Origin of the sequence: Bradyrhizobium sp. CB82, assembly GCF_029714405.1 — a bacterium.
GTDB lineage: Bacteria > Pseudomonadota > Alphaproteobacteria > Rhizobiales > Xanthobacteraceae > Bradyrhizobium.
Map to the genome: position 1 here is coordinate 8,965,160 of NZ_CP121650.1, position 26,283 is coordinate 8,991,442.

The 26,283-nt window shown below is 63.4% G+C and carries 23 protein-coding genes and 2 pseudogenes; 13 read left to right on the forward strand and 12 right to left on the reverse strand.

The features are described from left to right. The first annotated feature begins 62 nt into the window (after positions 1–62). Genes QA640_RS42435 through QA640_RS42445 form a run of 3 tightly spaced genes read left to right on the forward strand, consistent with a single transcriptional unit; the run spans position 63 to position 2,280 of the window. Complete coding sequence (locus tag QA640_RS42435) at positions 63–1,226, forward strand: PLP-dependent cysteine synthase family protein (protein WP_283038541.1); 1,164 nt, start codon at positions 63–65, stop codon at positions 1,224–1,226. Continuing rightward, positions 1,223–1,711 (forward strand): hypothetical protein, encoded by a 489-nt coding sequence (locus QA640_RS42440; RefSeq protein WP_283038542.1) that lies wholly within the window; start codon positions 1,223–1,225, stop codon positions 1,709–1,711. The genes QA640_RS42435 and QA640_RS42440 overlap by 4 nt, the downstream gene beginning before the upstream one ends. After that, on the forward strand, positions 1,708–2,280 hold the full coding sequence (locus QA640_RS42445; protein WP_283038543.1) for a peroxidase-related enzyme: 573 nt from the start codon (positions 1,708–1,710) through the stop codon (positions 2,278–2,280). Before QA640_RS42440 ends, QA640_RS42445 begins: the two co-directional genes overlap by 4 nt. Before the next feature lie 2 nt (positions 2,281–2,282). On the opposite strand, the gene QA640_RS42450 is transcribed toward QA640_RS42445, so the two are convergent. Beyond that, positions 2,283–3,458 (reverse strand): cupin domain-containing protein, encoded by a 1,176-nt coding sequence (locus QA640_RS42450; protein WP_283038544.1) that lies wholly within the window; start codon positions 3,456–3,458, stop codon positions 2,283–2,285. A gap of 180 nt (positions 3,459–3,638) precedes the next feature. Between QA640_RS42450 and QA640_RS42455 the strand changes: the two genes are divergently transcribed. Next, positions 3,639–4,199, forward strand: a complete 561-nt coding sequence (locus QA640_RS42455) for a carboxymuconolactone decarboxylase family protein (protein ID WP_283038545.1) — start codon at positions 3,639–3,641, stop codon at positions 4,197–4,199. 57 nt (positions 4,200–4,256) lie between these two features. Here the strand turns inward: QA640_RS42455 and QA640_RS42460 are convergent. Beyond that, positions 4,257–4,457: pseudogene (locus QA640_RS42460) on the reverse strand (diguanylate cyclase); the annotation flags it as partial. A 223-nt stretch (positions 4,458–4,680) separates the two neighbouring features. Between QA640_RS42460 and QA640_RS42465 the strand changes: the two are divergent. Then, positions 4,681–4,932, forward strand: coding sequence for a hypothetical protein (locus QA640_RS42465; RefSeq protein WP_283038546.1), 252 nt, complete (start codon positions 4,681–4,683; stop codon positions 4,930–4,932). Between the two features lie 152 nt (positions 4,933–5,084). Here the strand turns inward: QA640_RS42465 and QA640_RS42470 are convergent. Beyond that, a pseudogene (locus QA640_RS42470) lies at positions 5,085–5,303 on the reverse strand (CadC-family transcriptional regulator); the annotation flags it as partial. A gap of 450 nt (positions 5,304–5,753) precedes the next feature. Here QA640_RS42470 and QA640_RS42475 point away from each other — a divergent pair. After that, positions 5,754–6,122, forward strand: a complete 369-nt coding sequence (locus QA640_RS42475; protein ID WP_283038547.1) for a hypothetical protein — start codon at positions 5,754–5,756, stop codon at positions 6,120–6,122. Between the two features lie 2,662 nt (positions 6,123–8,784). Here the strand turns inward: QA640_RS42475 and QA640_RS42485 are convergent. Continuing rightward, positions 8,785–9,030, reverse strand: a complete 246-nt coding sequence (locus QA640_RS42485; RefSeq protein ID WP_283038549.1) for an MOSC domain-containing protein — start codon at positions 9,028–9,030, stop codon at positions 8,785–8,787. 47 nt (positions 9,031–9,077) lie between these two features. On the opposite strand from QA640_RS42485, the gene QA640_RS42490 reads away from it, so the two are divergent. The 5 genes from QA640_RS42490 (at position 9,078) to QA640_RS42510 (ending at position 14,926) form a co-directional block, all read left to right on the forward strand. Next, positions 9,078–10,499: a hypothetical protein gene (locus QA640_RS42490; RefSeq protein ID WP_283038550.1), complete on the forward strand. Its 1,422-nt coding sequence runs from the start codon at positions 9,078–9,080 to the stop codon at positions 10,497–10,499. A 30-nt stretch (positions 10,500–10,529) separates the two neighbouring features. Beyond that, a complete protein-coding gene (locus QA640_RS42495; RefSeq protein WP_283038551.1) occupies positions 10,530–10,919 on the forward strand; it encodes a hypothetical protein in 390 nt (129 codons plus the stop codon). 179 nt (positions 10,920–11,098) lie between these two features. After that, entirely contained in the window at positions 11,099–11,353 is a 255-nt protein-coding gene (locus tag QA640_RS42500) for a hypothetical protein (RefSeq protein WP_283038552.1), read from the forward strand. Continuing rightward, the gene (locus tag QA640_RS42505; protein ID WP_283038553.1) at positions 11,350–12,327 is read left to right on the forward strand and encodes an ATP-binding protein; all 978 of its coding nucleotides are present in this window, start codon (positions 11,350–11,352) and stop codon (positions 12,325–12,327) included. The genes QA640_RS42500 and QA640_RS42505 overlap by 4 nt, the downstream gene beginning before the upstream one ends. Positions 12,328–12,532: 205 nt before the next feature. Beyond that, the gene (locus tag QA640_RS42510; protein ID WP_283043056.1) at positions 12,533–14,926 is read left to right on the forward strand and encodes a S8 family peptidase; all 2,394 of its coding nucleotides are present in this window, start codon (positions 12,533–12,535) and stop codon (positions 14,924–14,926) included. On the opposite strand, the gene QA640_RS42515 is transcribed toward QA640_RS42510, so the two are convergent. The 3 genes from QA640_RS42515 to QA640_RS42525 form a co-directional block, all read right to left on the reverse strand. Then, on the reverse strand, positions 14,927–16,849 hold the full coding sequence (locus QA640_RS42515) for a CHAT domain-containing protein (RefSeq protein ID WP_283038554.1): 1,923 nt from the start codon (positions 16,847–16,849) through the stop codon (positions 14,927–14,929). Positions 16,850–16,864: 15 nt separating this feature from the next. After that, the gene (locus QA640_RS42520; RefSeq protein WP_283038555.1) at positions 16,865–18,238 is read right to left on the reverse strand and encodes a hypothetical protein; all 1,374 of its coding nucleotides are present in this window, start codon (positions 18,236–18,238) and stop codon (positions 16,865–16,867) included. 126 nt (positions 18,239–18,364) lie between these two features. Then, complete coding sequence (locus QA640_RS42525) at positions 18,365–20,569, reverse strand: metallophosphoesterase (protein ID WP_283038556.1); 2,205 nt, start codon at positions 20,567–20,569, stop codon at positions 18,365–18,367. Between the two features lie 110 nt (positions 20,570–20,679). On the opposite strand from QA640_RS42525, the gene QA640_RS42530 reads away from it, so the two are divergent. Further along, a complete protein-coding gene (locus QA640_RS42530) occupies positions 20,680–21,897 on the forward strand; it encodes a nucleoside triphosphate pyrophosphohydrolase family protein (protein WP_283038557.1) in 1,218 nt (405 codons plus the stop codon). Next, positions 21,894–22,577, forward strand: a complete 684-nt coding sequence (locus QA640_RS42535) for a uracil-DNA glycosylase (protein WP_283038558.1) — start codon at positions 21,894–21,896, stop codon at positions 22,575–22,577. The genes QA640_RS42530 and QA640_RS42535 overlap by 4 nt, the downstream gene beginning before the upstream one ends. Positions 22,578–22,579: 2 nt before the next feature. Here the strand turns inward: QA640_RS42535 and QA640_RS42540 are convergent, their stop codons facing one another. Genes QA640_RS42540 through QA640_RS42560 form a run of 5 tightly spaced genes read right to left on the reverse strand, consistent with a single transcriptional unit; the run spans position 22,580 to position 26,274 of the window. After that, positions 22,580–23,317, reverse strand: coding sequence for a hypothetical protein (locus tag QA640_RS42540; RefSeq protein ID WP_283038559.1), 738 nt, complete (start codon positions 23,315–23,317; stop codon positions 22,580–22,582). A gap of 16 nt (positions 23,318–23,333) precedes the next feature. Continuing rightward, the gene (locus QA640_RS42545; RefSeq protein ID WP_283038560.1) at positions 23,334–24,017 is read right to left on the reverse strand and encodes a C1 family peptidase; all 684 of its coding nucleotides are present in this window, start codon (positions 24,015–24,017) and stop codon (positions 23,334–23,336) included. After that, complete coding sequence (locus tag QA640_RS42550; protein WP_283038561.1) at positions 24,017–25,033, reverse strand: ImmA/IrrE family metallo-endopeptidase; 1,017 nt, start codon at positions 25,031–25,033, stop codon at positions 24,017–24,019. The genes QA640_RS42545 and QA640_RS42550 overlap by 1 nt, the downstream gene beginning before the upstream one ends. Continuing rightward, positions 25,034–25,399, reverse strand: a complete 366-nt coding sequence (locus tag QA640_RS42555) for a helix-turn-helix transcriptional regulator (RefSeq protein WP_283038562.1) — start codon at positions 25,397–25,399, stop codon at positions 25,034–25,036. Next, positions 25,396–26,274, reverse strand: a complete 879-nt coding sequence (locus tag QA640_RS42560; RefSeq protein WP_283038563.1) for a hypothetical protein — start codon at positions 26,272–26,274, stop codon at positions 25,396–25,398. The genes QA640_RS42555 and QA640_RS42560 overlap by 4 nt, the downstream gene beginning before the upstream one ends. Positions 26,275–26,283 lie beyond the last annotated feature (9 nt).

Sequence of the window (26,283 nt, forward strand, 5' to 3'; positions counted from 1 at the left end):
ATTCGAATATAGCATGAACAATATTTCTTGATGCGCAAGGAGAATTATGAGAGATTTTTGTGATGCCAAAGGAGCCAGCCCCTTTCCGCCATCAAAACCCGGCCGGACCGGCCTACAGGCGCGGCTGGGTCGACGAGGCTGTAGCGGCGATCGAGGCCGACCAGTGCCGCACGGCGGATACGCACCTGATCCGGCTGATCGTGCCGGCTCTCGTCGGCATCGACATCTATCTGAAGGATGAATCGACCCATCCGACCGGCAGCCTGAAACATCGCCTCGCCCGATCGCTGTTCCTCTACGCGCTTTGCAACGGTCACATCCTCGAAGGCACACCGGTGATCGAGGCCTCGTCGGGATCGACGGCGGTGTCGGAAGCCTATTTCGCGCAGATGATCGGCGTGCCCTTCTACGCGGTGATGCCGCGCACGACCTCGGCGGAGAAGATTGCCGCGATCGAGCATTATGGCGGCAATTGCCATCTGATCGACGATAGCCGCGCGCTCTATGCGGAGGCCGCCGCGCTCGCCGCGCGGCTGAACGGCCACTACATGGACCAGTTCACCTTTGCCGAGCGCGCCACCGACTGGCGCGGCAACAACAACATCGCCGAGTCGATCTTCACCCAGCTCAAGGGCGAGCCGCGCCCGGTGCCGGATTGGATCGTGATGGGCGCCGGCACCGGCGGCACCTCGGCCACCATCGGGCGCTACCTGCGCTATCGGCAATACCCGACCCGCCTCTGCGTCGCCGACGTCGAGCATTCCGCCTTCTTCGACTGCTTCCGCCGGCAAGACCGCACACAGACCTGCGAGCGGCCCTCGCTGATCGAAGGTGTCGGCCGTCCGCGTTGCGAGCCCTCCTTCGTGCCCGGCGTGGTCGACCGCATGATGAAGATTCCGGACGCGGCGACGATCGCGGCGATGAATCTGCTGACACGCCGGCTGCGCCGGGCGGTCGGCGGCTCCACCGGCACCAATTTCCTGGCGCTATGCCGGCTCGCCAACGAAATGCGTAACGCGGGCGAGACGGGATCGCTGGTCACGTTGATCTGCGATTCCGGCGAGCGCTACCGCCAGACCTATTATGAACCGCAATGGCTCGCCGCGCGCGGCCTCGATCCCGCGCCTTATGAAACCGAGCTGTCGGCCTTCCTGGAAACAGGCAAGCCGCTCGGCTTTGCGGTCGCCGATGCCGCAAACCCACAGATTTCGCGAGGTGCCGCGTGACGCTGATCGAAACGATGGCCGGCGTGCCCGAGGGATCGCAGCTTGGTCAGGCGCTGAAAGTGCGCGCTGAGATCCTGCGCCTGAGCGAAGCCGCCCATGACGCGGTGCTGGTGCCGCGCGAGCCCGGCGGCCTGAGCCACGGCCTGCGCGCGGCGCTCGCGGCGCGGATGTGCCGGCATGTCGGCGATGCCGCGCTGACCGCACACTACGAATCCTATCTCGCGCATTCGCATGATCTGGATCTCACCGCCCTCGCCGAGCCCGGCGGCACTTGCGGCAATGCGTTGAACGACGCTCTGGCGCGCCACGCAGACCTTTTGACGCTCTCCCCGCGCGAGGCAACGCGACAGGACGTCGAGACGCTGAAGGGCGCCGGGGTCAGCGAGGCCGACATCGTGCGGCTGTCGGAGCTTGCCGCCTTCGTGAACTATCAGTTGCGGGTCGTTGCGGGCCTGAAGCTTCTCAAGGCAATCGAGGCCCGATGAGCGACGTCGTTCACAACTTCACCGCCACGATCCCGACCTGGTCACCTTACGTCACCCCGGTCGAGCTCGCCTCCGCGACGCCGGAACAGCTCGCGGCGATGAAGGTGACGCCGTCGAACAAGGGTGTGTCGCCTTACGTGCTGACGCTGGCCCACGATCCGGAATCGCTCGAGGTCCGCTCGCCGCTGTTCAACATGATCATGTACGGCAAGGACGGTCTGTCGTCTGCCGAGCGCGAGCTCGGTGCGCTCTCTGCCTCCATCGTCAACCGCTGCATCTATTGCGCAGCCGTGCACGCCTCGCGCTTCATCGGCCTCACGGGACGAAACGATGTCGTGGAGGAGATCTTTGCCGACGAGCGCAACGCCAGCCTGGAGACGCGTCAGCAGGCCTTGTTCGATTTCGCCACAAAACTCTCGACGACGCCGATCGAGGCCACGGCGGATGACGCACGCAAGTTGGCTGATGCTGGAATGAGCGAGCTCGAGCAGCTCGACCTCGTGCTGTCGGCCGCGATCTTCGGCTGGGCCAACCGGCTGATGCACACGCTGGGCGAGCCGGTTGCGTGAATTTATCCACGCCCGCTCTTGTCGGCGATGAACACGTCCTGGTGTGGAAATTTTTCGAACAGCTCGGCGGGCTGGCCAAAGTTCGTGGCGAGCACGTCGACCGGGTTGCCGGCGATCCATTGCGCGAGGTCGATGGTCTCGTAGACGCCGGCATTGAAGCCGATCAGCATCCGCGCCGGCCGATCGCCGATATTCTCGATCGAGTGGCCATAACCCTGCGGGATGTAGCCGACGTCGCCGCGCTCCAGCTGCTCGGTTCGGAAGCGGCCGTGGGAGCCGAATAGCGTTACGCTCACCGTGCCGTCGATGACATATTGCCATTCGTCGGCATTCGGATGCCAATGGAGCGTGCGCAGCGCGCTCACGTCGAGATCGAGGATCACACCGGTGATCGTCTTGGCGATCGGAAAGCGGCTGGAATCCACCCGCCATTCGCGGCCACCCGGAAACGCCGCATGCGGCGGTTGCGCCAGCAGGCGATATTTGTGCGTCTCCGGCGGCAGCTTCCAGCCCTGCAACGGCACTGACGGCTCAGCCGGAGGCAGCTTGCCGCGAGCAAAATATACCTCGTCCTTCGGAAAGCTCGCGAACGCCGTCTCCGGCAGGCCGAAGTTTTTCGCGAGCAGCGATCTTGGCGCATGTCCGAGCCAGTCGGTGATCGAGAACGTGCCAAACTCGGAGAAGTAGCCATTGTCGAAGATCAGGATGAAGTGGCAGGGCTCGTCGCCGAGGCATTGCAGCATGTGCCCGTGGCCGCGCGGAAAGTACCAGACGTCACCGGGATCGAAATCATTGGTCTCGGCAAAACCTTGAGGGTCGATCACCGTGGTGCGGACGCGGCCCTCCATGATGAAGGCCCACTCGGCCGCGGTGGCGTGCCAGTGCAATTCGCGCATCGCGCCGGGCTCGAGCCGCATCGAGACGCCGGCAATGCCCTTGGAGATCGGAAGCTGGATCACGGTGGCTTCCTTGCCAAAACTGTCGCCGATCACCTTGCCCTGCGACCTCTCCAGCGCAAACTTGAAGGTCGGCAGCTCCTTGCCCGACACGTCCGGATCCGGGACGTTGTTCATGAAGCTGGGATCGCCGGCAACCGCCGGCTGCAGGCCACTCAAGGCTGCCAGCGAGGCTACGCCTGCTGCGGCAGCCAGAAACTCCCGTCGCTGCGGATCGGACATGACGCTCTCCCTGTTGCAATGCTTCAGGCGGCCGGCTGCGCGGCTCTTGGACGTTTAGGCAGTCTAACGCTGAAGTTGTGAAGGCGCGACTACCCCGTCGCATGGATGTCACGGCAACTTCACTTGCCATGCGCCGTTGCCCGGGCGAGGCTCGCCGCTTCCTGAACGAGGAGACCTGCCGTGCGCCTTCCCATTCTCGATCCGAAAGAGCTGACCGACGAGCAGAAGCCGCTCTATGCCGACATGCGAGCGGGCATCACGGACCATTTCAAGGGTTTTGTAAACATGCGCGAGGACGGCGCGCTGCTCGGCCCCTGGAATCCGTGGCTTCGCGAGCCACGCTTCGGCGGGCCGGTATGGGACCTGGTCAAGGCGATCGCATCGAATCCGTTGCTGCCTGCACCGGTACGCGAGGTCGCCATCCTCGTCACCGGTTCGCATTTCCGCTCCGGCTACGAGCTCTATGCCCATGTGCTGGTGGCCGAGCAGCGCGGCCTGTCGGACGAGAAGCTCGCGACCATCGTCGCCGGCCAGCGGCCGGTCGACCTGACCAAGCAGGAGGCCGTCGCCTACGACATGGCGTCCGCGCTGGTCAGCGGCGGCGTGCTGCCCGAGCTGACCTGGCGCGCTGCGGTGAAGGAGTTCGGCGAGCACGGCGCGGCGGAATTGTCCTATCTCGTCGGCGTCTATTGCATGGTCTCGGTCACGCTGAATACGTTCGACGTGCCGGTGCCGGAATAGACGCCGGCAACGCTTGCCCGATCACTCCGCCGCCTTGCTTGCAGGCGACGGGGGCGATCAGGCGGTGCAGCGATTGCGGCCTTCGGCGTTGGCCTGATAGAGCGCGTGATCGGCTGCGCCCATCAATGCGTCGATACCGGACGTGCTGTCGCCGGCCTCGGCGATGCCGATGCTCACGGTGACGCCGAACTGGAACTTGTGGGCGGCGATATGCAAGCTCATGACGCGCTTGCGGATGCGCTCGGCGACCGTTCTCGCGGGGGCGTCCATTCTACCGAAAATCCACCGCGCCCGGAAATCAGTCGCGTATGGCATAAGACGGCGCTCGCGGCGTCCATCCAAATGGCGTCGCGATCACTCGCGGTGTCAAATCATATCGGCAATCTGTGGACTGTCCGGGCGGGCGCCGTTACCCTGCCGCGATCGCCACGACACACTCGCCCGTCAGGCTCGAGCGACCAGGACCAGAGAGGATGAACCAATGAAGACATCACGCCGCGTGTTGCTAGCCGGAATGGCGGGACTCGTCGCAGCACCGCAGGGGCCGGCTAGCGCTTATCCTTCGACCGCCGACGCCGCAGACATGACGGTCGCCGAAGAGCGCTTTGCCAGGCTGATCGCAGCCGCGCACGCGCCCGACATCACTTGTGCAAGACAGGCCGAGCGCTACGCGGAAACGCACTGGCGGGAATATGTCGCGGCCGCGCGAGCGGTGCTCGGCGCGAGAGGGTGAAAGCCTTGTGGAAGGTGGCGGCGAAAGCCATTCCGAAGGCGAAGAGTCACACGTCCGAATCGTGTGGAGCGCGCCAGTTGGTATTTTACAGCGCGCTATGCGCGCCAAACTGAACCTCCAATTCTTTTTCATTCCAGCGAGTAAGGGGACTGCGCGACGGCGTCGTCTTTGCCCAATTCCACCCCGAGGCGCGCCAATCGAATGCCTTCCGCGACTTCCTGCGGCCGATTGGTCATCCACCCATTTATCTTCCGCCAGAAATGACACCAGGCTGCCATCGCATGGGCGGAGGCAAAGTCCGGATCGAGCTGGACCACCTTGTAGAACAGCGGCAGGGCCTCGTCGATCGCCTTCGTTCCGTTGCAGAGGTGTGCCTTAGTCGTCCCAGAAGCGCTTTCCGCACCCGCATTCGAACATGTGAGTGATACTTCCAGTCTCAGAGTCCACCACTGTTCGTACAAGCTTCATTTTCTTGCCACAGATGCGGCAGGTTCTGCTTGAGTTGTCCTCGACAACGCAAATCTTCTCGGCGCGAAATATTTCCATGAGCCCGTCCCCCTGTCCGAGGTGACCGAAGTTGGAAACTACCAGCTATTGCAGCAAGGAAACTGGGAGAACTGGGTACGAAGTGGCGACAAATTTGCGATTGTACACTGAGCAAATAAAGACGGGCCAGTGAGTCTTGATGACACTTTTGGTTGGTAGCCCCACCAAACTTGCGAGAACGGGCGCGCGTTCCCTGTACATTCCGATCGCGGCGAGCGGTGGGAACGTCACCTCTGGCAACGTGGTTTGGCTTTAGTCAGCAATGGAGTTCCGTCATGCGTTACGCGCCGTCGATCGTGCCGTCCGATCGCCTCGATCGCGACATCTACCTCGTGCTCGAGGATTTCGGCGCCCGGGCCGGCTGCGCCTGGCGGGAGACCGACGAGGCTGACACGGACCGCGAGACGGTGCTTCGCGACATCCTTTCGGGACAATACGCCTACCCTCTGCGGATAGTCGTCTTCAATGCCATCGAAGGCTGGTCGCGCGATGCCACCGCCGACATCGCCGACGAACTCGCCCAGCGGGCGGCGGACGCCGCGATCGCCTCCTCGCCGGCGCTGCAAGCCTTTGTTGAGAGCAACGCGACCCGCCCCGTTGCAGTGCAACTGGCGTTGCCGCTGCGGGGCAGCAACGCGACTTGACCCAAGCCGGCTACCGAGTGTCCACAACTGCACTTATCGACCGACCGTTTTGGGTATAGAGTTCCATCATCACCGTCCGGCCCGTGGCATTTATCGGTGATGAGAACGCCGGTTGCGCTCCCACCCCAAAACAGGGAGTAGCACTATGGAAAAGCGTCGCCCTATCCCTCAATCCCTGGCACTTGAAGAGCGGCTCGCCGCTGAGGAGACCAAGCGGCTGCTTGCAAAGGTGCGAGGTGCCAAGTCAGGTATCGAGCGCGCGCGGCTGCGGCGAAAGGTCCGGCAAGCCGAAACGGCCGCGCATATTCAGGATTGGCTTAACTCGCCCGGGCTACGGCCACCCAGGTGACTGCGCAGCGCCGGGTTTCAACAGAGGCAGACATCCGGTTTACACCAAGACTTTCGCGCTTCGTATGGTCGAAGGCGGCTGGCCGATAAAGAACAGCGATCGATACGAGCTGACCGCCCAGGGGCGCCAGGCGCCAGACGACTGAGCACCGAGGCACTGGATCGAGTTGACGAACCGCAGCCATCCGACGCGAACTCCGGTGGTTGCCCATATAGGGCCTGCCTCAGCAACTTTCCCGCGGGCGTTTGGTTTTGCTCGCATAGTCACATGAAAATGTGTTTTCGAACGCGCTGCGCGAACGACGCCCGTCAGTCTGAAACTGCTCAGCCGGCGGGTGCTTTCGTCCTCTTCACGACAAAAGAAACCCGCCCGAAGGCGGGTGGCGCAAGGTCCCACAATATCAGTCAGAGACACATATCTCGGCGATGCTTTTCCGCGAGCCAGGCTGCGATCGGCCTACGGTGAGCTGACTAGGGTCAGCAGAGGCCTCAACTATCCGAGGCTTTGGACGCGGTGTCAGAACGGCAATCTGATGGGGAGAAGCCGGCATCCCAGCCAACATTAGCTTTGGGGTGACCGAACTTTCCTCAACTTGCTCCGCTCCCAGCACTGCCACTTGGTGCCGCGAGATCGGAAAGCCTGTCACTTCAAAACTGGGAAGGCCTAGCGCGCATGCGCCAGCTTGATGGGTCGTTGCACCTGCTAGGGTAGCAATGGCGGTTGCGATCAAGAACAGATTTTTCATGATGATACCCCACTCGACAGAGATATTTCCACCACGAATTCCGTAGTCACCTTAGTTTCAAGTCAGCGCATGATCTGTGAACTTGTTCACTAACGGCGTTCAATTCTGTTCGCGCATTCATTGCTATGTTGCAGGACTGTGTGTCCCCATGGAAGGCCCCGTTCCAACTCTCTTGGGAAGAACGGAAGTACTAAATTGAAGGGCGGGGTCTAAACAGGCAAAAGGGGCAACCCGTAAGCTTGTCGACAAAGCTTACTGCCACTCGCTGATGCGGTCTGTCCGATAGGCTACATTTGCGGTGAAAAATTCCGGACAGTGCTCCAGACGGTAATTTTCCGGACTTCGAGGAACGCGCCCAACGCTAAACGAGAGTAGAACAATTTCAACACGATCAGATTGAGCACAAACCCGCCATGTGAACCGGCGGGCCTCGTGCTTCGGCGAGACTGGCTGATGCCCTTCGCTCGCTAAGGCGACACCGGATTGGAGTAATAGACTGACAAGGCTACTGGCGTGGGATGCAGTCTGCTCTTCGTCGCAGCGCTGAGCTACGGCCTAGATCCGGCTGCCTTCTTTAAGCGGGCGCTGCTGCGCAGACTAAAAAGCGTTCGCGCGCCTCGCGCAGTGGCCTCGCGAGCTCGGCGGGCCGCGGCAACGGTTACATAGTCGCGAGCGATTGCCTCTGGCTTTGAGACCCTGGAAAGGACCGTCACCTGGGTCATAGACGCCGCGACCGGCTGAGATCCCTCTCGCAATTTGCGATGATCTGCAGCAGCAAGCTGTCCAGCTTGAATGGATGACTTGCGCTCATTTGTCGGTAGGACGCTGCGCTCGCTGCTTCGTTTGGCTTGCCGCCTTCGAAGGTCGGCTAGTAACGGCTTTAAACACTGCAATACGCCGATCGAGTTGCCATAGCTCGATGTCATTGGCATCGACTAGCTGTTCAGCACGTTCCCGTGCTTCCTGCTCGTCGGCACACTGCAAATGGGCCACGCTTATAACGTGGCGGTCGTGATCCAAAAGGTAAGCTCGGTAGTGCGCCATCCCCACGCCCCCAGGCCGAGAAAAACAGTACTCCATTGATGCAAAGGGAAACCACGGAAAATTGGGCTCGGGAGTTCACGCTTGATGTCTAACCCTTTCAAAGTTGCTCTGATGGAGGAGTCTGACCAAGCCGGAATATCGCAATCAGTCGGTCCTGGCACCAAAGTGCGTCAAGTTCCTTCACCAATTCCTTGGCGATGTCCTTCCCGCCATCCTCCGCTCTTCGGCGTAGTCAATCGCAACGCCGGCAAGTTGCACCCGATGCGTGTCTTCCGTGACTGTGCGGCCCCCGTGATCCGTAACGCGAAGGGTTGCAAGCGGCACGGTCCAACCGTTGGGTCCGTTCCCGGCCATCGAAGCCGGACGGCGGCCCGTCGGGAAGCAGGCGTTGCAAGTACCCATCGCCTGCCAAGGAAGTGACAGACTTCAACAGCGCCTCGTGTCATATGGTTGCTGAAGGATCGGCGTTGCATTCTTCGAAAAGAGCTGAGCGCACCAGTTTGTGCCCGACGTGCAGCAACGACCTAACTCGCCAGCAAGGCAAGCACGACGATTGCACTTCGCGCGGCATCGCCAACCCTGACGATGCCGCCTTGCAGAATCTTGCAGTAGAGGCCGGAGCGATTGATCAGGTGTTTGGCGACCGCCTTGCCGGTGATCTTCTCGATGTGGCGGCACGGCTCCACAAGCCCGGTCCCTTCCAGCAGTGCCTCGCCGAGCCAGAAGCGGTTGCCGACCAGATGGTTGAGCGGCACACCCTCGACTGTCACGTTGCGCCGGTGCCGGCCCGACCCGTCTCTCCCCGGGCGACGTCGTCATGCTGCTCCGCGTCGCCTTCTACTCCGGCACCGGCTGGCGCCTGGCCGATGCCGTCCGGATCGTCGCCGTCGTCGCGCTGCTCGTTCTCGGCCGTACCGGCACCAAGCCCCTCGTCCGCATGAAACGCAAGCACTGGCGCCCGGGCGGCAGGGACGTGTTGGTGGTGACCTCCCGCGGCGTCAAGCGAATGGTGCCGGTCGTCCCCGCGCTGCGCATCGCGGTCGAACCCTACCTCGATGCCGCGCCCGACAAGCGCCCCAACGCGCCGTTGCTGCAGACGACCTCCGGCAACGCGCAGTCCAACGGCTTCTTCGGCCGGACCTTCTTCCAGATCGACAGACACCTCGGGTTCGCGCGCTCCAGCAAGACCATGCTGCGCCGGTTCTGCAGCGAGATGCTGGGCGACGGCGACGTTCTCGAACCGGCCGAGGAGGCCGCACTCCGCTATTTCGAGAGCGGCGACCCCGCAAAGCCGCCCGCCAAGGCGCCGCTCCGCGACATCTTGGCGCTGTTCGAGAAGCGCGATCCCTTCGGCGGCGCGCTGCCGCGCGCTCTCGGCAACGACCGCTTCGCGCTCGAGCTGGCCCGCCGACTAGGCACGGACCTGCCGGACAAGCTTCAGACCCAGGCCTCGCGCGAGGGCAAGCCAAGAGATCCGCGACTGGGCCCGGATCATCCGTTCGTGGCGTGGCTGCTGGCGCAGAAGCTCCCCGTCTCGCGCATTCAGGTCGCCGCCATCGAGACCCTGGTCGAGCCAAGGAAGGAGGAGTTGGTGTCGCTGATCGAGAGCGGCGATCTGCCCAGAGTCCAGGCGTGCGAGTTGCTGGGTCTTTCACGGAGCGGTCTTGCGACGCTTCTCGCAAGGCTGAACATGACGGCGGAGGAGAAGGAAGCGCACAAGGCAAATGAAGCGGCGCGGCGACGCAGGCCGCAGCGGCGCCGGCCCCGGTCGACGGAGCAGGACCGCGCCTTCATCGGCGAATTGCGGGCACTTCGACTCGCGAAAGCTGGAAAAGAACGACTGCCGGACGTCGACCGCGCGATCCGGAAGTTTTTTCCGAAGGCCGCCGAGCTTCTGAACCGCCGCATCCTCACCACCGAAGAGGCCGCCGATCTCTTCGGGCTGCACACGACGCAGATCAGCGGGCTCAAATTGGCGTTTCCGACCGACATCGGGCTGAAGACCGCCAAGCAGCGCGAACGGCACCGCCGCCACGTCGACGCTTGCGAAGTCGTACTGCGCGAATGGGACAGCGGCGACGCCGACGAGACCAACGACGATCGGCACCAGCGACTGAAGGACCGGTACGGGTTCCAGTTCGGGCGAGACACGATGGTGCTGATCAAGAGGTACGCCGTGGCGAATCCGCCTCGCGTCGATGGCGAGCGGTCCGCAATAGCCCATGCCGGGCTCAGCTAACGCCGGATGAAACTGTCGGGGAGCGTCCCGATGCAGCAGACACCAACGGAGACCAAAGCGATGCAGTCGACCAGAGAGACCGAGACGGAAACGAAGCCGCCGATCTGCGGGACCGCGGAAGGCGACGGCGAAACGCTGCGACTGTTTCTGGCGGAGGAAGTCGTGCGCATCGCGGCGCAGAGGGGATTGGCGGTCGCTCAGGTCGCGGAGGACAACGGCCTCACCGAAGGGGAACTCCGCAGGCTCCTGCGCGGAGGCGACGAGGCCGACCTCTGGCGTCTGTTCGCACTCCTGCGTCAGCTCGGCGCCGCCATGGTGGTCGGCGTGGAGAGCGACCCGGTCCCAGCTGCCAAAGGCGTCGTGATGTGGACCAGGCTGGACCTGTCGTCGGCGGCGGTCGACCGCGCGAAGCCAGACTGAAGAGGTCGACTGCGCCCGCCATTTTGATCGCGAAGAAATGACTTGCGGGCGAACGCAATATACGCAATATAAGCATCATGCGAGGCCGACCGAAGCGACGCGCACACGATGATTTAATCCACCTGCTCCAAGAAGAGCGCAGGCGCGCCGGCGCGAGCCTGCGAAAGGTCGCGAAGCTGATGGATGTCGATCCCTCCACTCTGAGCCGCTCGATAAGTCAGCAGGCTTTTTCGCCGGATATGGCCGAAAAGGCGCACGCATTGCTGAAGGCCGGCATTCCATCAGGCGCCCTTGCGGACGAAGCGCGTTCGCCGGTCTCATCAGAAGACCCGATGCTTATATTGCATAAATTTGCCGATATGATGCCCGAGGTCGCGGGCGCGCTCAGGACCGTACTAGCAGCACGCACCACAGGCGCACGGAGGGATGCATGACCAGTTCGAAACAAGTTATCGCGATGATCCGCAGTCACGCCGCGGGCGACAGCGAACAGTTTCTCTCCATCGCCGAGCACATCGCCGACGACGCGAACCGCTCCGGCAAGACAAAGGTCGCCGACGAGATCAAGCTCATCGTCGAGAACGCGCGAAAGTCCATCGCGGCCCGCCCGAACCGGCCGATACCGATCGGTGCGCCGCGCGGCGAACTGGCCGGCCTCGTGCGGGCCACATACCCCGAGATCCATCTGGCCGACGTCGTGCTCGGCGACGACTTGCGCCGGCAGATCCGGCGCCTCGTTCGCGAGCATAGGGAAAGTAGCGCCCTCGAGGAGCGGGGACTCGGGCCGAGAAGAAAGTTTCTGTTTTCGGGACCGCCCGGCACCGGCAAGTCGATGACCGCCGCGGCGATCGCGGGAGAGCTGAGGCTTCCGCTATTTACGATCCTGCTCGACGGCGTTATCACCAAGTTCATGGGCGAGACCGCGGCGAAGCTGCGCCTGATCTTCGACGCCATGCACACCATCCGCGGCGTCTACTTGTTCGACGAGGTCGACGCGCTCGCATCGCGACGCGGCGCCGACAACGACATCGGCGAAGCCCGCCGCATGCTCAATTCCTTCCTGCAGTTCCTCGAAGACGATCAGTCCGGCAGCGTGATCATCGCCGCCACCAACCATCGCTCGCTGCTCGATCCCGCAATCTTCAGGCGGTTCGATTCAGTATTGGGATATGCCAAACCGACCCGCGAGGAGGCCCGCCAGGTGCTCCGCAACAACCTGCTGCAGTTCGACATCGACGCCCTGGACTGGTCTTCGATCGACGACGCCGTGCAGGGTTTGAGCCAGGCGGATCTGGTCGCCGCTTCCGAAGACGCCGCCCGGGACGCCGTCCTCGACCACGCCGGCCGGCTCACCTCCGAAGTCCTGTTTCAGGCCCTGCGGGACCGGGGTATGATCCACAAGGAATAGGAGGGCCGAATCGAGTCGGTCCGTTCGGGACGGATCGATGGCCGAAGTTCAGCTCTACAGACACCTTCTCCTTCGGGGGCTAGGACAAGCCTCGGGACGTTTCAGGACGCCCGGCGGCGGAAGCACCAAAGCCATCCCTGCCGTAGAGGACAGACCAGGTCATGCGGCCGTCCTCCGTTCCAGCCTCGATTCCGCCGTGGCCGATATGGATGCCTATCTGGCCGCTCAGGGCGAGGAAGGCGTCAAGTCGTCGGAACGCGGCATTCCCGTCACCGTGACGGCTCGCCCGAAGATCGCGCTGGACGTCGGAACGGCGCGGTCGATGACCCGCGGCCTGAAGCTCTTCAACGTGCGACGTGTCCCGGAGGACGTCCGGAGCTTCGGCGAAAACGTGGATCAAGCCACCTTCTTCGTCACCAAGTCCGCCTTGAAATCGCTACGCGACAACCTCGACCGTTACGCCGAATGGACGGACGACGAGGACGACCGCGCGGAAGGCGACGACCACGAGGAGTGGGAGACCGAAAGACGGCCGAGGAATTTCAGGCTGTTCGAGAGCGGCTCCTCGATCAGGACGACGACGCTTCGCGACCTTTGGACCGATGCGTTGGAACGCTACCCGAGGTCCATCGGGAGGACCAAATGGGAGGTCTGGACCCGGAAGGGCTTCCAGGATTCGTTCACCAACGCGATCGGGCGACTTGGTCTGGAGCAGATCGGTCGCCCCACCGATTTCGTGGAAGTCGTGATCCGGAACATCCTTGCGTCGCCGGAAGAATTGCAGCGCGTCGTACAGAGCAGCGCCGCGATCGTCGAATTGCGCAGCGCATCGTCCTTCGTCGCCGACTTCTTCGACCTCGTGCCGGAGCAGAAGGCCAAGACCGTCGAAGAAATCGCGAGCCGCGTCCTTCCGGCCTGGCCGGGCGCCCCCCGCGTCACGATGTTGGACACCGGCGTCAATCGAGCCCACACCTTGTTGGAACGGTCGCTGCCCGCAGACAAGTGCTACGCCGTCGAACCCACGTGGGGAACGACCGACAGGCAGGGGCACGGCACGAAGATGGCGGGACTCGCGCTTTACGGAGATCTCTCCGACATCGCGCAATCCACAACGCCGATCGTGCTGCAGGCCAGCCTCGAATCCGTCGTGGTGACCGCGCCGCAGGCACCCGGCGACATCCCGGCACGCGACGCGATGCAACGGGCCGTCGAGATCGTCGAGAAGGAACCGCACTCGAGGATCTTCTGCCTGGCGCAGACGGCGCAAGGCGAAGCCGACGACGGACGACCGACAAGCACCTCGGCCGTGCTCGACAAGCTCGCTTACGGCGACGGCGTCTCGACACGGTTGTTCTGCGCAGCGGTCGGAAACGTTCGCAGGACCGCGACCCAACCCTATCTCGTCGCGGACTACGCCGATCGCAACGCCGCCTACGGCATCGAATCGCCGGCGCAGGCCTTGAACGCGCTGTCCGTCGGCGCGGTGAGCCTGAAGGAGCACGGCAACACGCTTCTGGCGCCGACGGGCGACCTAATGCCGACGTCGAGGACGGCGGCGAGCTGGCCGGGGTCGCACGCCTCGAAGCCCGACATCGTGATGGAAGGCGGCAACTTCTACGTCGAGGATCCCGGCCTTTACGCCCAGCCGTCGTCCGACCACCTCGTGATGACGACTTCACGCGATGCGCCCGCAAATCCCCTGGCCATGTGTTGCGAGACCAGTGCCGCGACCGCGTTGGCGTCGGGCTTGGGTGCCAGACTGATGAACCGCTATCCAAGCTACAGGATGGAGACCGTTCGCGGCCTGATCGTCCACTCGGCCGAGTGGACGCCGATCATGATCGAGCATCAGAAATCTCTCGTCAGATCCGGCCTCAGCGAGCTCGACGCATGGCGCGCCATCCTCGACCGGTTCGGATGGGGCGTCCCGAACGAACAGAGGCTGTTCTCGAGCGCATCGAACGCGCTGACGCTCATCGCAGAAGACGAACTTCATCCTTACGAAAGGCCAACGAAGGGCGGGGTCCTGCAGCCGGTCCGGCTGAGGCAGATGAAATACTTCAGGCTTCCATGGCCCACCGACGTGCTGAGAGCGCTCGGCAGCACGCCGACGGAGCTTCGATGCACGCTGTCCTACTTCGTCGAGCCGGATCCCCACGCCGCGTCCAGAGATCGCGCGAACGAACGATACGCCTCGCACCGGCTGAAGATGGACGTCAAGAGATTCGGCGAAGGTCACGGGCGAGCGCAATCGCGCTTTAACCTCTTCGCACCCAACGACGGCCCTGCCGCGAGCCCGGTGCCGGCACAGGACGACGGGTGGCTGCTGTCCGGATTCATCCAGAGGGGCACGCTCGTGCAGGATATCTGGCGCGGTCCCGCGTATCGGTTGGCCGAGCGAGACGGCATATCGATCGCTCCGATCAGGGGATGGTGGGGAGACATGACCGAGTTCGACAACTACGAACGGCCGGTGCGCTTTTCGCTGATCGTATCGATCCGGACGCCCGAGACGAGCGGCGACCTCATGGTCGACGTCAGCAACCGGATCCCGGCGGGCGTGCTGGTCGATGGCGCTCTCGTGCCGGTCTCCACCTGATCAGGACGTCGCGGGCTTCACCATGGCCGCCATGACGTCTCCGTGGCAGACGTAGGCGTACGGCGTCGAGGACTTGTCGCGATAGGCGACCCTGGCCTTGAGCATGGCCTGGCCGATCGGATATCCCCCGACGAAATCCCGAAGATAGTCCCTGACGACCGACGAGGCGTGCTCGTCCTGCACGGCCCACAACGGCGCGAGAACTCCGCCGAAGCCCTGATCGGCGAGACGCGCGGCCCACCCCGAGATCAATCCGAGCCGATAGTCGGACGCGCCGACCTCGCAGGCATTGATGACCATGAAGGTCCCGAACCTCTCGCCCAACTTGACCTTGCTGTTGACCTCGTTGCTGTAGACCCATCCGTCCAGCAGCTTCAGCTTCGCATTGGCCGCATCTTCCGCCTGACCGTGACCGGCGAAGTGAAGCACTGCGACCGGCTCGCTCGGCGCCCCGGCTCCCCAGAACCTGGTGAACGCGCCGTAGGTGGCCTCCATCGCGACGGCGGAAAGATTCGAGACGAGCCAGCTTCCTTCGTCGACCGCAGCGGGCAGTCCGGAGCCGTCGGTGTAATCCGGCACGAAGCTCGCGATCGATCCGGACTTGAAGGAGGGCGGCATCCGGCCTTCCGAACTGATGAACCACCTGCTGATCGGGTGAGCCATGAAGAGATGATCGGCGTCGTCGATGCCCGCGTCCCGGTCGGGATGCATCATCTCCCAAGGTACGTGCGGCTCGTCGGTCACGAGTTGAATCGGAAAGCCAGCGCCGAGTTTCTTGCGGAGCTGAAGATATAACTCGCGGAAGGCCTTCGGCGTCGCGCCCCAGATGCCTTCGCCGATGCCTTGAAGGACGCTCGCGTGCTGCCCCGGCTTCAGGCGGGGACACTCCTTGAGCAAAGTAAGCGCGAAATCGGCCGTCGATCCTCCGATATCGGAGACACCCGACCACGATGCGGGCCCAACACCCCTGACTTTCGGAGCTTCCAGGCTCCACAGATACTTGCCTTCACCGCCGACGGCGAGGATCTTGATCGTGAGTTCGGGTGCGGACGCGCCGGGGACGATGGCAACGGCGCCCGAACTCAATGCTGCATCGCTCGTCGCGGGTGCCCTGGGTTCGGGCTTCGCCGGAGCCGCGAGCGCCAACGTCTTGCGCGCGACACCGCTGAAGCGCCCGCCATGCGAGAACATGGCGACGATCTCGATGGTCGTCACCTCGGGCGACAGGTCCGCTCTGACGGTCGCTTCGAACTTCGCCGACACGGAGTCGCCGGCGCGCATGATCCGGATCTGCTTGCGCTCCTCGCCGGTACCGAACGACAGGCCCGCCGAAAACACTTCCACGTCGACGTCCAGCGACGACCAGTCTGCCGGAATGTCGGCGAACGTCACCTCGCCTCCCGTCGTGCCCGCGTCGCGTTGCGTCGACAGATCGACCTCGAAGGTGAACGACTTCGATCGTTCCGGCACGTCGTCGGTCCGTATCGCGGGAAAGCGATTGACCGACACGGGCGATGGAGCGATCACAGCCTCCATCGTCTCCGTCTGCAGCTTCGGCTTCGGGCGTGCGTGGCCGTATTCGTAGGCTTCATCGAGCGGCTCCGCGGAGCGGAACGGGGCCGTCACGATCATGCGGTTTTCGAAACGAAGCCCGTGACGCGACGAAAAATCGAGCAACAGCTTCTCGAGGTCGCGCAAGCGCTGTTCGGCCGCTATCGAGCCCTCGGCTCGAAGCAGCCGGTCCTCGAAGCGCGTGAGCTTCAAATAGAAGATCGATCCAGAAAAGGCATCGAGAAACGAGACCAGCCCCGAATGCAGCTCGTCGGTCTCCCGCTGCAGGTCCTGCGCCAGGTCCGGCTCTTTCGTCAGCGCGGGTTCTCCGCCGCGTTCGAGCGACCAGGTCCAGTAGATCGTTTCAGGCATCCGCCGTCTCCGCCCTCATTCCTCGAGGACCAGGAAGACGTCGCTGACCGGATGAAAGCCCTGCTCGGCGAGGTTGACGCGATAGAGCCCGGCCGGAAGCTTGACCGAACCGACATATTTGTCGCCGCTGGCCGGTCGCAGCGTGATCGCCGTCTCCTGCTGCGCGGCGTCGAGACGCGTGATCCGGCCGGGAATCGACTGCACGTAATCGGACGCGACCGCGGATATCTCGACGGCCCGGTCCGCGGCATACGCATGCTGCAGGTCGAGACCCAGGGTACCCACTCCGACCTCGCGGAACTTCGAAAGGTCGATGTCGGCCTCCGTGAGCACGCCGCGCACGTGGCCCAGCGCGCCATCGTCGCTCTGCAAGGCGGAATGCGTCGTCGCCACATACGAAGCGCTTTGCTGCGTCAGCTCGAGCGGTATCGCCGAAGGCCGCGGAACGGTGCCGTCTCCCTTCAGATCGCGCCCGCCTAGCGACCGCAGCATCGTCAACGTCGTGCCGTCGAGCTTGGCGGACTGCAAGGTCGGCTGTTCGATGCCGACGACAGGCCGTACTTTGGGTCCTGACACGGCGTACGCTTCGTCCTTGGCATTGGCGGCCTGAGCCGTCTCGATCTCGTGATGGAAGGCCGCGGCAGCAGACGCGCGCCCGCGATCCAGATTCGGCAACTCGAGATCGCCGACTCGCGCAAGATCCGTCGCGCCGACGTCGACGAAAGGATAGGTCGGGAGCAGTTGATAGATCGAATCGAAGGAGCGGATCGCCTTGGTCCCGTCGAAAGCCTTCAGGGGCCCGACGTCCCAGGAGAAGCCGTTGCAGATGTACCCCAGGGCATTTCCCGAACCGCGATAGGGCGTGCCGAAGCTGAGCAGCGTCCTGGTCGTCTTCCAGCCGCCGAGGCATTCGACGTAGTAGCGCGCGACGAGCCCGCCCATCGAATGCACGACGAAAATCACCTTGGCCTGCGCATTTCCGCTCTTGTCCCTCCATTCCTGCAGCCAGCCCGGGACGAGGGCCGCAAGCTTCTTCGCGGACACGCGGTTGTTTCGGCGCCAGTCGTAAGGGAATTCGCGATAGTTCTGGTTCCGGATCAGTTTCATGTCGCCGACGAGTTTCTCGGCGAGAATCGAATAGCCTTCGAGCTTCCAGAGACCGGGGATCAACTGCACGTCGGAAATCAGCCCGGTCGCCTTGATCCCGTCTCCGAGATCATCCCGTTCGTCGTCGGCTCCCTTGAGTTGGAGCAGATCCAGCGCACCACCCGCGACGACACGCCACGCCGCACCGAGCGTGTAGCCCCAGATCGCCTTGCCGTCCTTCTCGAGAACGGAGCCGATGAGGCCGGGGATGACGATGACGAGATCAGGGAAAACGGCTGACAAGGGCGTTCCTCGGATCGGTTGGCGTATGTGAGTTCGTGTCGGGTGCGGGCTCCGGAGAATCTGACGCGGAACCCGTGCGTCATCGTACGATACCGGATCGCCGATGTCACGCGGCCGCGCCGCGCGCTAGGCCGATCCGTCCTGCACCGATGTCCGCGCGGTCGTCATTTGCTCCAGCTCGTCGAGATAGCGCTTGGCGGTCTGCGACCAACGCGCGTGATCCGACGCTTCGCGCTTGGTGCGCTCGTACTGCTGATTGTGATCAGCGAGCTCGCGAAGGCGGCCCGCCATCGCAAGCACCTCGTCATCCTCGGGGGCCGCGCTCGCCTGGATATAAGCGGCCAGCGTGGCCAGGCCCTCGATAGCCAGCGGCACGCCGTCCGGATTGAACGCATCGGTAGCGGCTCGGAGCTCCGCCAAAGCCGATCGCCAACCGGCGACCGCCTTCTCCTGCGCCCGTCCCCTGACCTGGCGATGCACGAGCGCATCGGCCAGCAGATGCAGTCGCTCGGGAATCTGGTCGAGCCACCGGTCCACGATCGGCATCGCCACCTGCGTCGGGGATCTCGCTATCGTGCGCGCGTCGGCTGCGACCGTCGTTATCCGTCCGGGCTCGAAGCGGGTCTCCTCGCAGATCTCGTTCTGAAGCAGCCGAAGCTCGGCGATGTTGATCGGCCACCATCTCGCGAATTCCTGCGCCCTGTAGAAGGCGATCGCATCGACGACGGTCCGCGTACCCTCGTTGCGGCGGCGGAATTCGACCAGACAGAACGAGGCGAATTCCTCGCGCGTCAGATCCTGATTGAAATCGCGGAAGGGGTCGACCAGAATCGCAAGCGCGCGCGTGCTCTCCTTCATCTTGAGGAGATCGATGATCCGCCTGATCTGGTCGATCTTTCCTCCGTACCGGCGCAACCGGGCGCCGTGAACGTATGGAATGCGGTGCTCCAATTGGGAGCGATCGCGCTGCCACCAACCCACGAGATCGCGCAGCCAGACTTCGCGCGGGTCGTCGTGCCCGGTCGGCAGCGGATACTGGGTCGGCAGCGGCAGCGCGTCGTTCCGCGTCCAGGGCGTGTCGAGATGGACGATGAGCGTCGCGCGCTTCGCATCGTCCGAGGCGGCGGCGCAGGCGCGCGCATAGACTTCGTCGAGATCGGTCCCTTCGATCACGATGGGCGCATGCGGAACGATCTGGACCGGAGCCCCCGAGCGCTCGCGCTGGATCCAGAGACGACGGCGGACGGCAGGTCCCGGACGCCAGTCGGACCCGGAACGCGGCAACGGTAGCGGCTGCACCGAAATCTCGGGAACGTGCGGAAGACCGCCGACGTCGACGAGACGCATCGCGTTCTGCTCGTTGCCCTGCGCGAACGTCGCTCCCGAAATCACGAGGATCCGTTGCGCCTCTTCGCCGTCGGCCGCGTAGACATGATCGTAGTAGACCGCGTGCTCGTGCTTGTGACCGTGGATGACCGCGTCGATGCCGCCGGCACGCAGCATCGCACGCACGTGCTCGAGATTGGAGATGTCGGCGAACGCCTTCAGCTCTTCGCGAAGCGACGGAGACCGCAGATGATGGTGCATCACGGCGACGCGCAATTGCCGGCCGCCTGGCGGCTTGGCCGTGTCGGCCATTAGCCGACGCAGCACATCCAATTGTTCGTCGGACACTCGCGCCATGTCGAACCGCACCAGGCTCGCGAGTTGGCGGGCGATCTTGGCGGCCTCGTCGGGATCATCCGGCGCCATCGTTTCGGGAATGCGGCTCCAGACGTTCTTCAGCGGCTCCGGCAGTTCGGCTGCGACATGCGACCAATTGCTGGTGTTGATCGGAAAGACCGCCCAGCTCAGATCCGCTGCGACGAGCCGGTGGCGATCCGGGTGCGCGATCTGCGGAATAGTATCTATGCCGTCAAGCCATGGGACGATGCAGCCGGCATCCCGCCATACCTTGTTGAATGCGGCGTACCGGGCGGGATCGCTCGGCAGGGAACCCTGAGGTACGTCATGATTGCCCGGCGTAGCAACGATCTTGCCCGGAACGATCCCGAAGGGACCGAGCTTGTCCAGGATCAGCTTGAGCACCAACTCGTGACCGCCAGGGCCGCCCTTCTCCTGGGCGTCGCCGGAGAATATGACGCCGTCGAGCGAAAGTTTTTCCTTTTCGAGCCGCTCGGCGAAGCGGGAAAACAGGTGGACAAGTGCCGCTTCACGCGTGCCGCCGAGCAGGCCCGGGACCTCGACCTTTATATCGTCGCGCGCGTGCGGCACGCCGTTGGCAGAGACGTGGGCGTCGGTTAGGTGAAGGAATATGGCGCGATCGGGCATGGACTCATCTATAACTCATGTCCCGACCAGTACAACCGGACGGCGACCACGAAATTCGGGATTCTCCGGTCGGTCACAGGAGCCCATCGGAGCATGACAGGATACCCGGGATGATCGATGGAACGACGCTGCTTCGCTCGCAGCACTCGCTGTTCGACGCCGAACCGATCGGCCTCGACGAATATCAGCAATTCACCACCCGGACCGACCGGAACGCGAGGGCCGGAACGGAAGGCATCGGATTCGTGCTGCTCGGCCTGTTCGGCGAGGTCGGAGGGCTCCTCAGCGCCCTGAAGAAGAAGCAGCGGGACAAAGACGCGTTTGTCGCCTATCACGACGAGGTACTCGAGGAGCTCGGCGACACGCTCTGGTACTTCGCCAATACGGCATTGCGCGCCGAAATACCCCTTTCCGCCATCGCCCAACGTCTGCCGGCGTCGCTGGACAACTGGGACTATGCCGGCAGGTCAGGCGCTACGACCTTCGCCGATCTACAGCAGGCGGGACGAAGTTTTCAGGGGCCGACCGCAACCGATTCCGTCGAACGGCGCCTGCTTTCGCTCGCCGGTCGCGTCGGACGTCTGCTCGAGGATTGGAGCAGCGACCGCATCGGAAACAATCGAGACGTGCTTTCGGCCGATCTGGTCGAGATCTTCCGGGCGTTGCTCGTCGCGGCCGATGGCGCGGAGGTCAGCCTGGAAGAGGCCGCTCGCCGCAACGTCGAGAAGGCCTTGGGGCGCTGGCCCGATCGACCCGACTGGGGCGATCTGTTCGACGCCGACTACCCCGCAGAGGAACAGCTTCCCAGACACGCGAAGTTCGTGTTCACCGAGCGGCAGGTCGACGGCCGCGACTACGTGGTGCAGCAGCTCAACGGCGTGAACATCGGCAGCCGCCTCACCGACAATCGCCTCGAGCCGGACGACTACCGTTTCCACGACGTGTTCCATCTCGCCTTCGCCGCCGTTCTCGGCTGGTCGCCGACGCTGCGAAGCTTGTTGAAGCTCAAGCGCAAGAGCAAACCCGAGGTCGACGAGAACGAGGATGGAGCCCGCGCCGGCATCATCGAGGAAGGCATCTCGACCTGGATCTTCAACCACGGCGTACGCAACAAGGATTTTCGGAACGTCGACAGCCTCGACTACGGGCTTTTGAAGGCGGTGCACGAACTCGTCCGTGGATACGAGGTGGAAAATCGGCCACTTTGGCAATGGGAACGTGCAATCCTGGAGGGGTTCAGGATATTCAGGGAGCTACGGCAACACCGCGGCGGCGCGGTGACGATCGATCTGAACGAACGCACCATCACCTTCGAGCCCCTGAAATGACGGCGATATCCCCCACCACCAAAGAGTCATTCGTCGAAACGCTGGCCGGACTGCGTTTCGATTCGGTCTTCAATCCCTACGCCGACGCCTGTCTCGATTTCGACGAGACCAACGCGCCGGCGATCAGGCGCCGCAACCTCGCGATCGTGCTCGATGCGGCGCTCAAACACGGCGTGGACTCGCTCTGGATCGCGAGGGATCTCGGTTATCGCGGCGGCCGACGGACAGGGCTCGCGCTCACCGACGAGATGCACCTGGCGGCGCACGCGAAACTCCTCGGCAGCAGCAGACTCAGACGCTCGACCAAAGGGCCCGCGATGGCCGAGCGCACGGCGAGAGTGATCTGGCACGCGCTCGATACGATCGGCAAGCCGGTGTTCCTGTGGAACGTCTTTCCGCTTCATCCGCACGCGGCGGGAGACCCGATGACGAACCGTTGTCATAGCCGAGCGGAACGGCAGGCCTGTAGACCGTTGCTCGTATGGCTGCTGGAGAACCTGCGTCCGCGGTCGGTGCTGGCCATCGGCCGGGACGCCCAGCTCGCGCTGGCCGATCTCGACATCCAGGCGCTACAGGTCCGGCATCCGAGCTACGGCGGGCAGTCGGAATTTCTGGAAGGAGTCTTCGCGCACTACGGCGTGGTCCCGCCGGACGAGGAGCGCACCGGTCAGTTGTTCTAACCTCAAGCGTCCTCCATCTCGTCGGAAAGCAGCGCCGCGCATTCCGAATGGAGCCGATTCACTTCACCGCGCGTCGTAGTCCCCGTGTCCACCAGCGCATGCGTCGACAGAATCGAAAGCGAGCCGACGGTAACGCCTGCGCGTTCGGCGACGTACTGCATGAGCCGGCCGAGCCCGATGAGATTGCCGAGCAGCTTCTCGGTGTAGAAGTGATTGCGGTATACGGCGGAAAGCAGCAGGCGCTGCTCGCCGTCGAGCTTAAAGCTCATGTAGCTGAGACATTGCCCTCCCCGCGGCCGGCCTTCGGCGTCCTTGACGGGATTGTAGATCGGCAGCTCGTAGATGTTGCGAAACGGCCGGCCGCCGTCAACGTTGCGCTTCATCTTCAAAATCAGCCGCTCAAGGAGATTATCCACGTCGTCGACGATGGGGTACGCGATCATGCGCTCGAAGTATCGTCCCCAATCCTGCGGCGACCGCTTCAGCCGCGGGAACACCTTCTTCATATAGATATCGTAGAACGCCGGCGCGCCATGGTCCTCGTAGAGCGACTGCGGAAAGATGGTGTTGGCGACCGTGCGCACCGGAAATCCCGTCTCGGTGTTCTCGGTCAGGAATTCATCGACCAACTCGATGGCCTCCCGATCGGCATCGGTCTCTGCCAACGGGTCTTCGATGTCGATCAAGACATTGTGTGCCTCGTGTCCCGGCGCTGCCTCAACGGCCTGCGATGCCGCCAACCACGCTTCGACGCACCTAGGCCGCGAGATTCTTTCCAGGAACATGCACTTCCTCCTCCAAAACCACCGTGCGCCTCAGTCTCGGCGCCAGAAAATCCTCGGACAGCCAGCCGTAGCCGTCCATGCCCCACTCGTCGCCCCAACTATTCCTGACGAGAATCGCGCGCTTGCCGCCGATGCGCGCGTGGCCAACTGCGACCACGGCATGGGCCCGCGCCGGATCCGGCGTTTCGCCAGGCCGCTCTTCGACGATTCCATTCCGGTCCGGCTCATAGAACGCGTCGGAAAGAAACAGCAACACGACGGCCGGCAAGCCGGCATCGAGTTGGGCGACGATCCCGGCCAACTTGTCCGACTTCGCTTCGCCGTTGCGCCTGAACACCGACAGCCCGGACGGCGGGCCGTAGGCGTCGAGATCGGCGGGCAGGTCGTCGAGATACGGCCAATCGGTTTCGATCGGCTGCCCGTCGACCCGCAACGTGGTCAGCACCGAACTCAGCAGAGCCGGTTTCGTCGGGGCTCGTCCCGCTCGGCGCTGAGCGTGATAGAAGACGAATTCGCAGGACAGCGGCTTCCACGGTTGTCGAAGTGCGGCATGGGCGTCGCTCACGGCGAACGCGAGGCAAGTCGGGCGCGGCCCTTGATCGCGAATTGGCCCGAAGCTTGACCTCAGATCCTTCAGAACGTCGATCTTCGCCATCAGGCAGCCTCGAGCCTTTGCCGGTGCTGTTGGCGCTGATCCTTGAACCAGCCTTGGGCTTCTGCACCTTCCAGGCTGTAACTAACCTTGAATACGTTCAACGGCTTCGTCGGCTGCCACGGCCGCATTTCGGCAAGCCGAAGCTCGCCCGATTTCCGGTCTCGTGCCGCGGCTGTTATCTGCCGCAACGTGGGCCCGCCGACACCGTCGGCATCCAGCGGTTCACGGCCATCGGCGACCACCGCCAACGCCTCGCCGTCGATCGTCTGGACGCGCCACAGATAGCCCGACCCACTGTGCTCGGGCAGCCTGACGACGAGCAGATCCTGCGGACCGCCCTCGATCCTCATGTCGGCGTCCCGATCGGTGAGCAGCCACACGTCGCCGCGATAGCTTTCGGGCTCGTAACCCCGAAGGATCTTCTGCTTGATCTTCTTGACCTGCACGCCGGCCAAGGCCGAGGCCGCCTTGCGATCGAACACGTCGTAACGGTGAAGCGTCCACACCGTCGCCTCGTAGCTCGTTCCGACGCGCAGCGCCAATTGATAGATATTGACCGGATCCGTCAGGTCCTCGTCGGTCCAGTCCTGCCGTTCGCAATGATAGTCCACGAGCCAGCGAGGCAGTAGATAAGCGGCGGCGAAGGCCTCGGCCTCCACTTCCTGCGGGTTGTCACCCTTTCGCGCCTGAAAGGGCGCGCGCCTCAGCATGTCCTCGTCGTCGAGGCTCGGCTGGTGGCCAAGATAGTGATGACCGAGTTCGTGAGCGGCAGTGAACCTCTGCTGGTTCCTCGGGCGCTGCGTCGTTATCAGGATGCCCGGCGAAGGTTCGCGGAGATAGACCCCGAGCAAACCGTCGAGCTTTGTGAACAACAACGGCACGTCCAGTTTCGCGATCGAACCGAATACGTCGACGCGACCGGCACCTCGTATGACGCTCGCCTGCACGGCTAGGTCGCGGTGCAGTCGTCCCGCCTCCAGCGTGGCCTTGCGGATCGACGAGGCGTAATCGGCCATCTATTCGCTCTTTCCCGATCGCATCTTCAGGAAATCGGCGAACCGGCCGAGCTCCTCGCGATCCTTCGGGGAGAGCTTCGCGGCCTGACGCGCCAAGTGCGTCACGTCGGGCGAAAATGCGGCGCCCGCGTCTTCCTCGCCGCCCGTAAAGTGCGCGATAGGCTGCCTGTACAGATCAGCGAGACGTTTCAGTTCAAGCACATCGACCTTGCGCTGACCGCTTTCGATGTTGGTGACCGCCGTGCGCGGCACGTCGAGGAAGCTCGCGACCTCGTCCTGAGAAAAGCCGACGTACTCGCGGGCCGTACGCAGCTTTTCGCCGAGACGCCGCCGCTGGGCTTCGCTATCGCGCGGCTCCGAGCTCATGCCTTCACTCCGGCGTAGTGTTTACCCCATTTCTTCTCCACCCTGCCGACCACGTGCTTCACGGCGGCCGCGATGGAGCCGTATCCTCCGGCCTTGACCACCGACTCGGTGACCTTGAACGGCAGAAGATCGTCGAGCACCGCAATCAGTTCGACCACGGTCAGCGAGTCCAGTTCGATCGACATGATGACGACGGCCTCGTCGTCCTTTGGCAGCGGCAACCCCTTTCGCCGATACCTGCGCCGGACCGCCCGGACCAGTTCCTCTTGCAGGACTGCCGCAAGTTCGGTGGCGGGGTAAACCGGAACCTTGGTGACTGCGGGAGCCGTGATCGTTGCCATGTTGGCCTCCTTGCCGGTAGATGATAACAATGAATGTCCGAAAATCAAACATATTCTGTCTGATTTTTTTGGAGGTGGGCGCTGATAGTCGGCATCGGAAGTGACCTTTGCGAGCTCGAGCGGGTTGCCGACACGGTCGCAGATCGTGGCAAGACCTTGATAAATCGTCTTTTTACGTCGGCGGAACAGGCCCGCGCCTCGGCCGCATCGGAACCGGCCGCGACCTACGCGACCTGCTTCGCCGCAAAGGAGGCTTGCAGCAAGGCGTTGGGAACCGGGATCACCGAGCGCGTTAGATGGACCGACATCGAGGTCCTGGTTGCGGCTGGGCGCCCCTACCTTCACTTGTCCGGAGGAGCGCTCAAGCGGGCTCGCAGATTGACGGGCGGCAGCGTTCCGAAAACTCATTTGAGCATCGTCTGCCGCGACGGGCTTGCGGCAGCCTTCGTCCTCATCGAGGCGGTTTGAGAACGGGCCCGCGCGCGGGCGGATCCGGTTGCAGCCGATCTCGCGATCGGAAGGACGTTGGCTCAACCCGAGCCG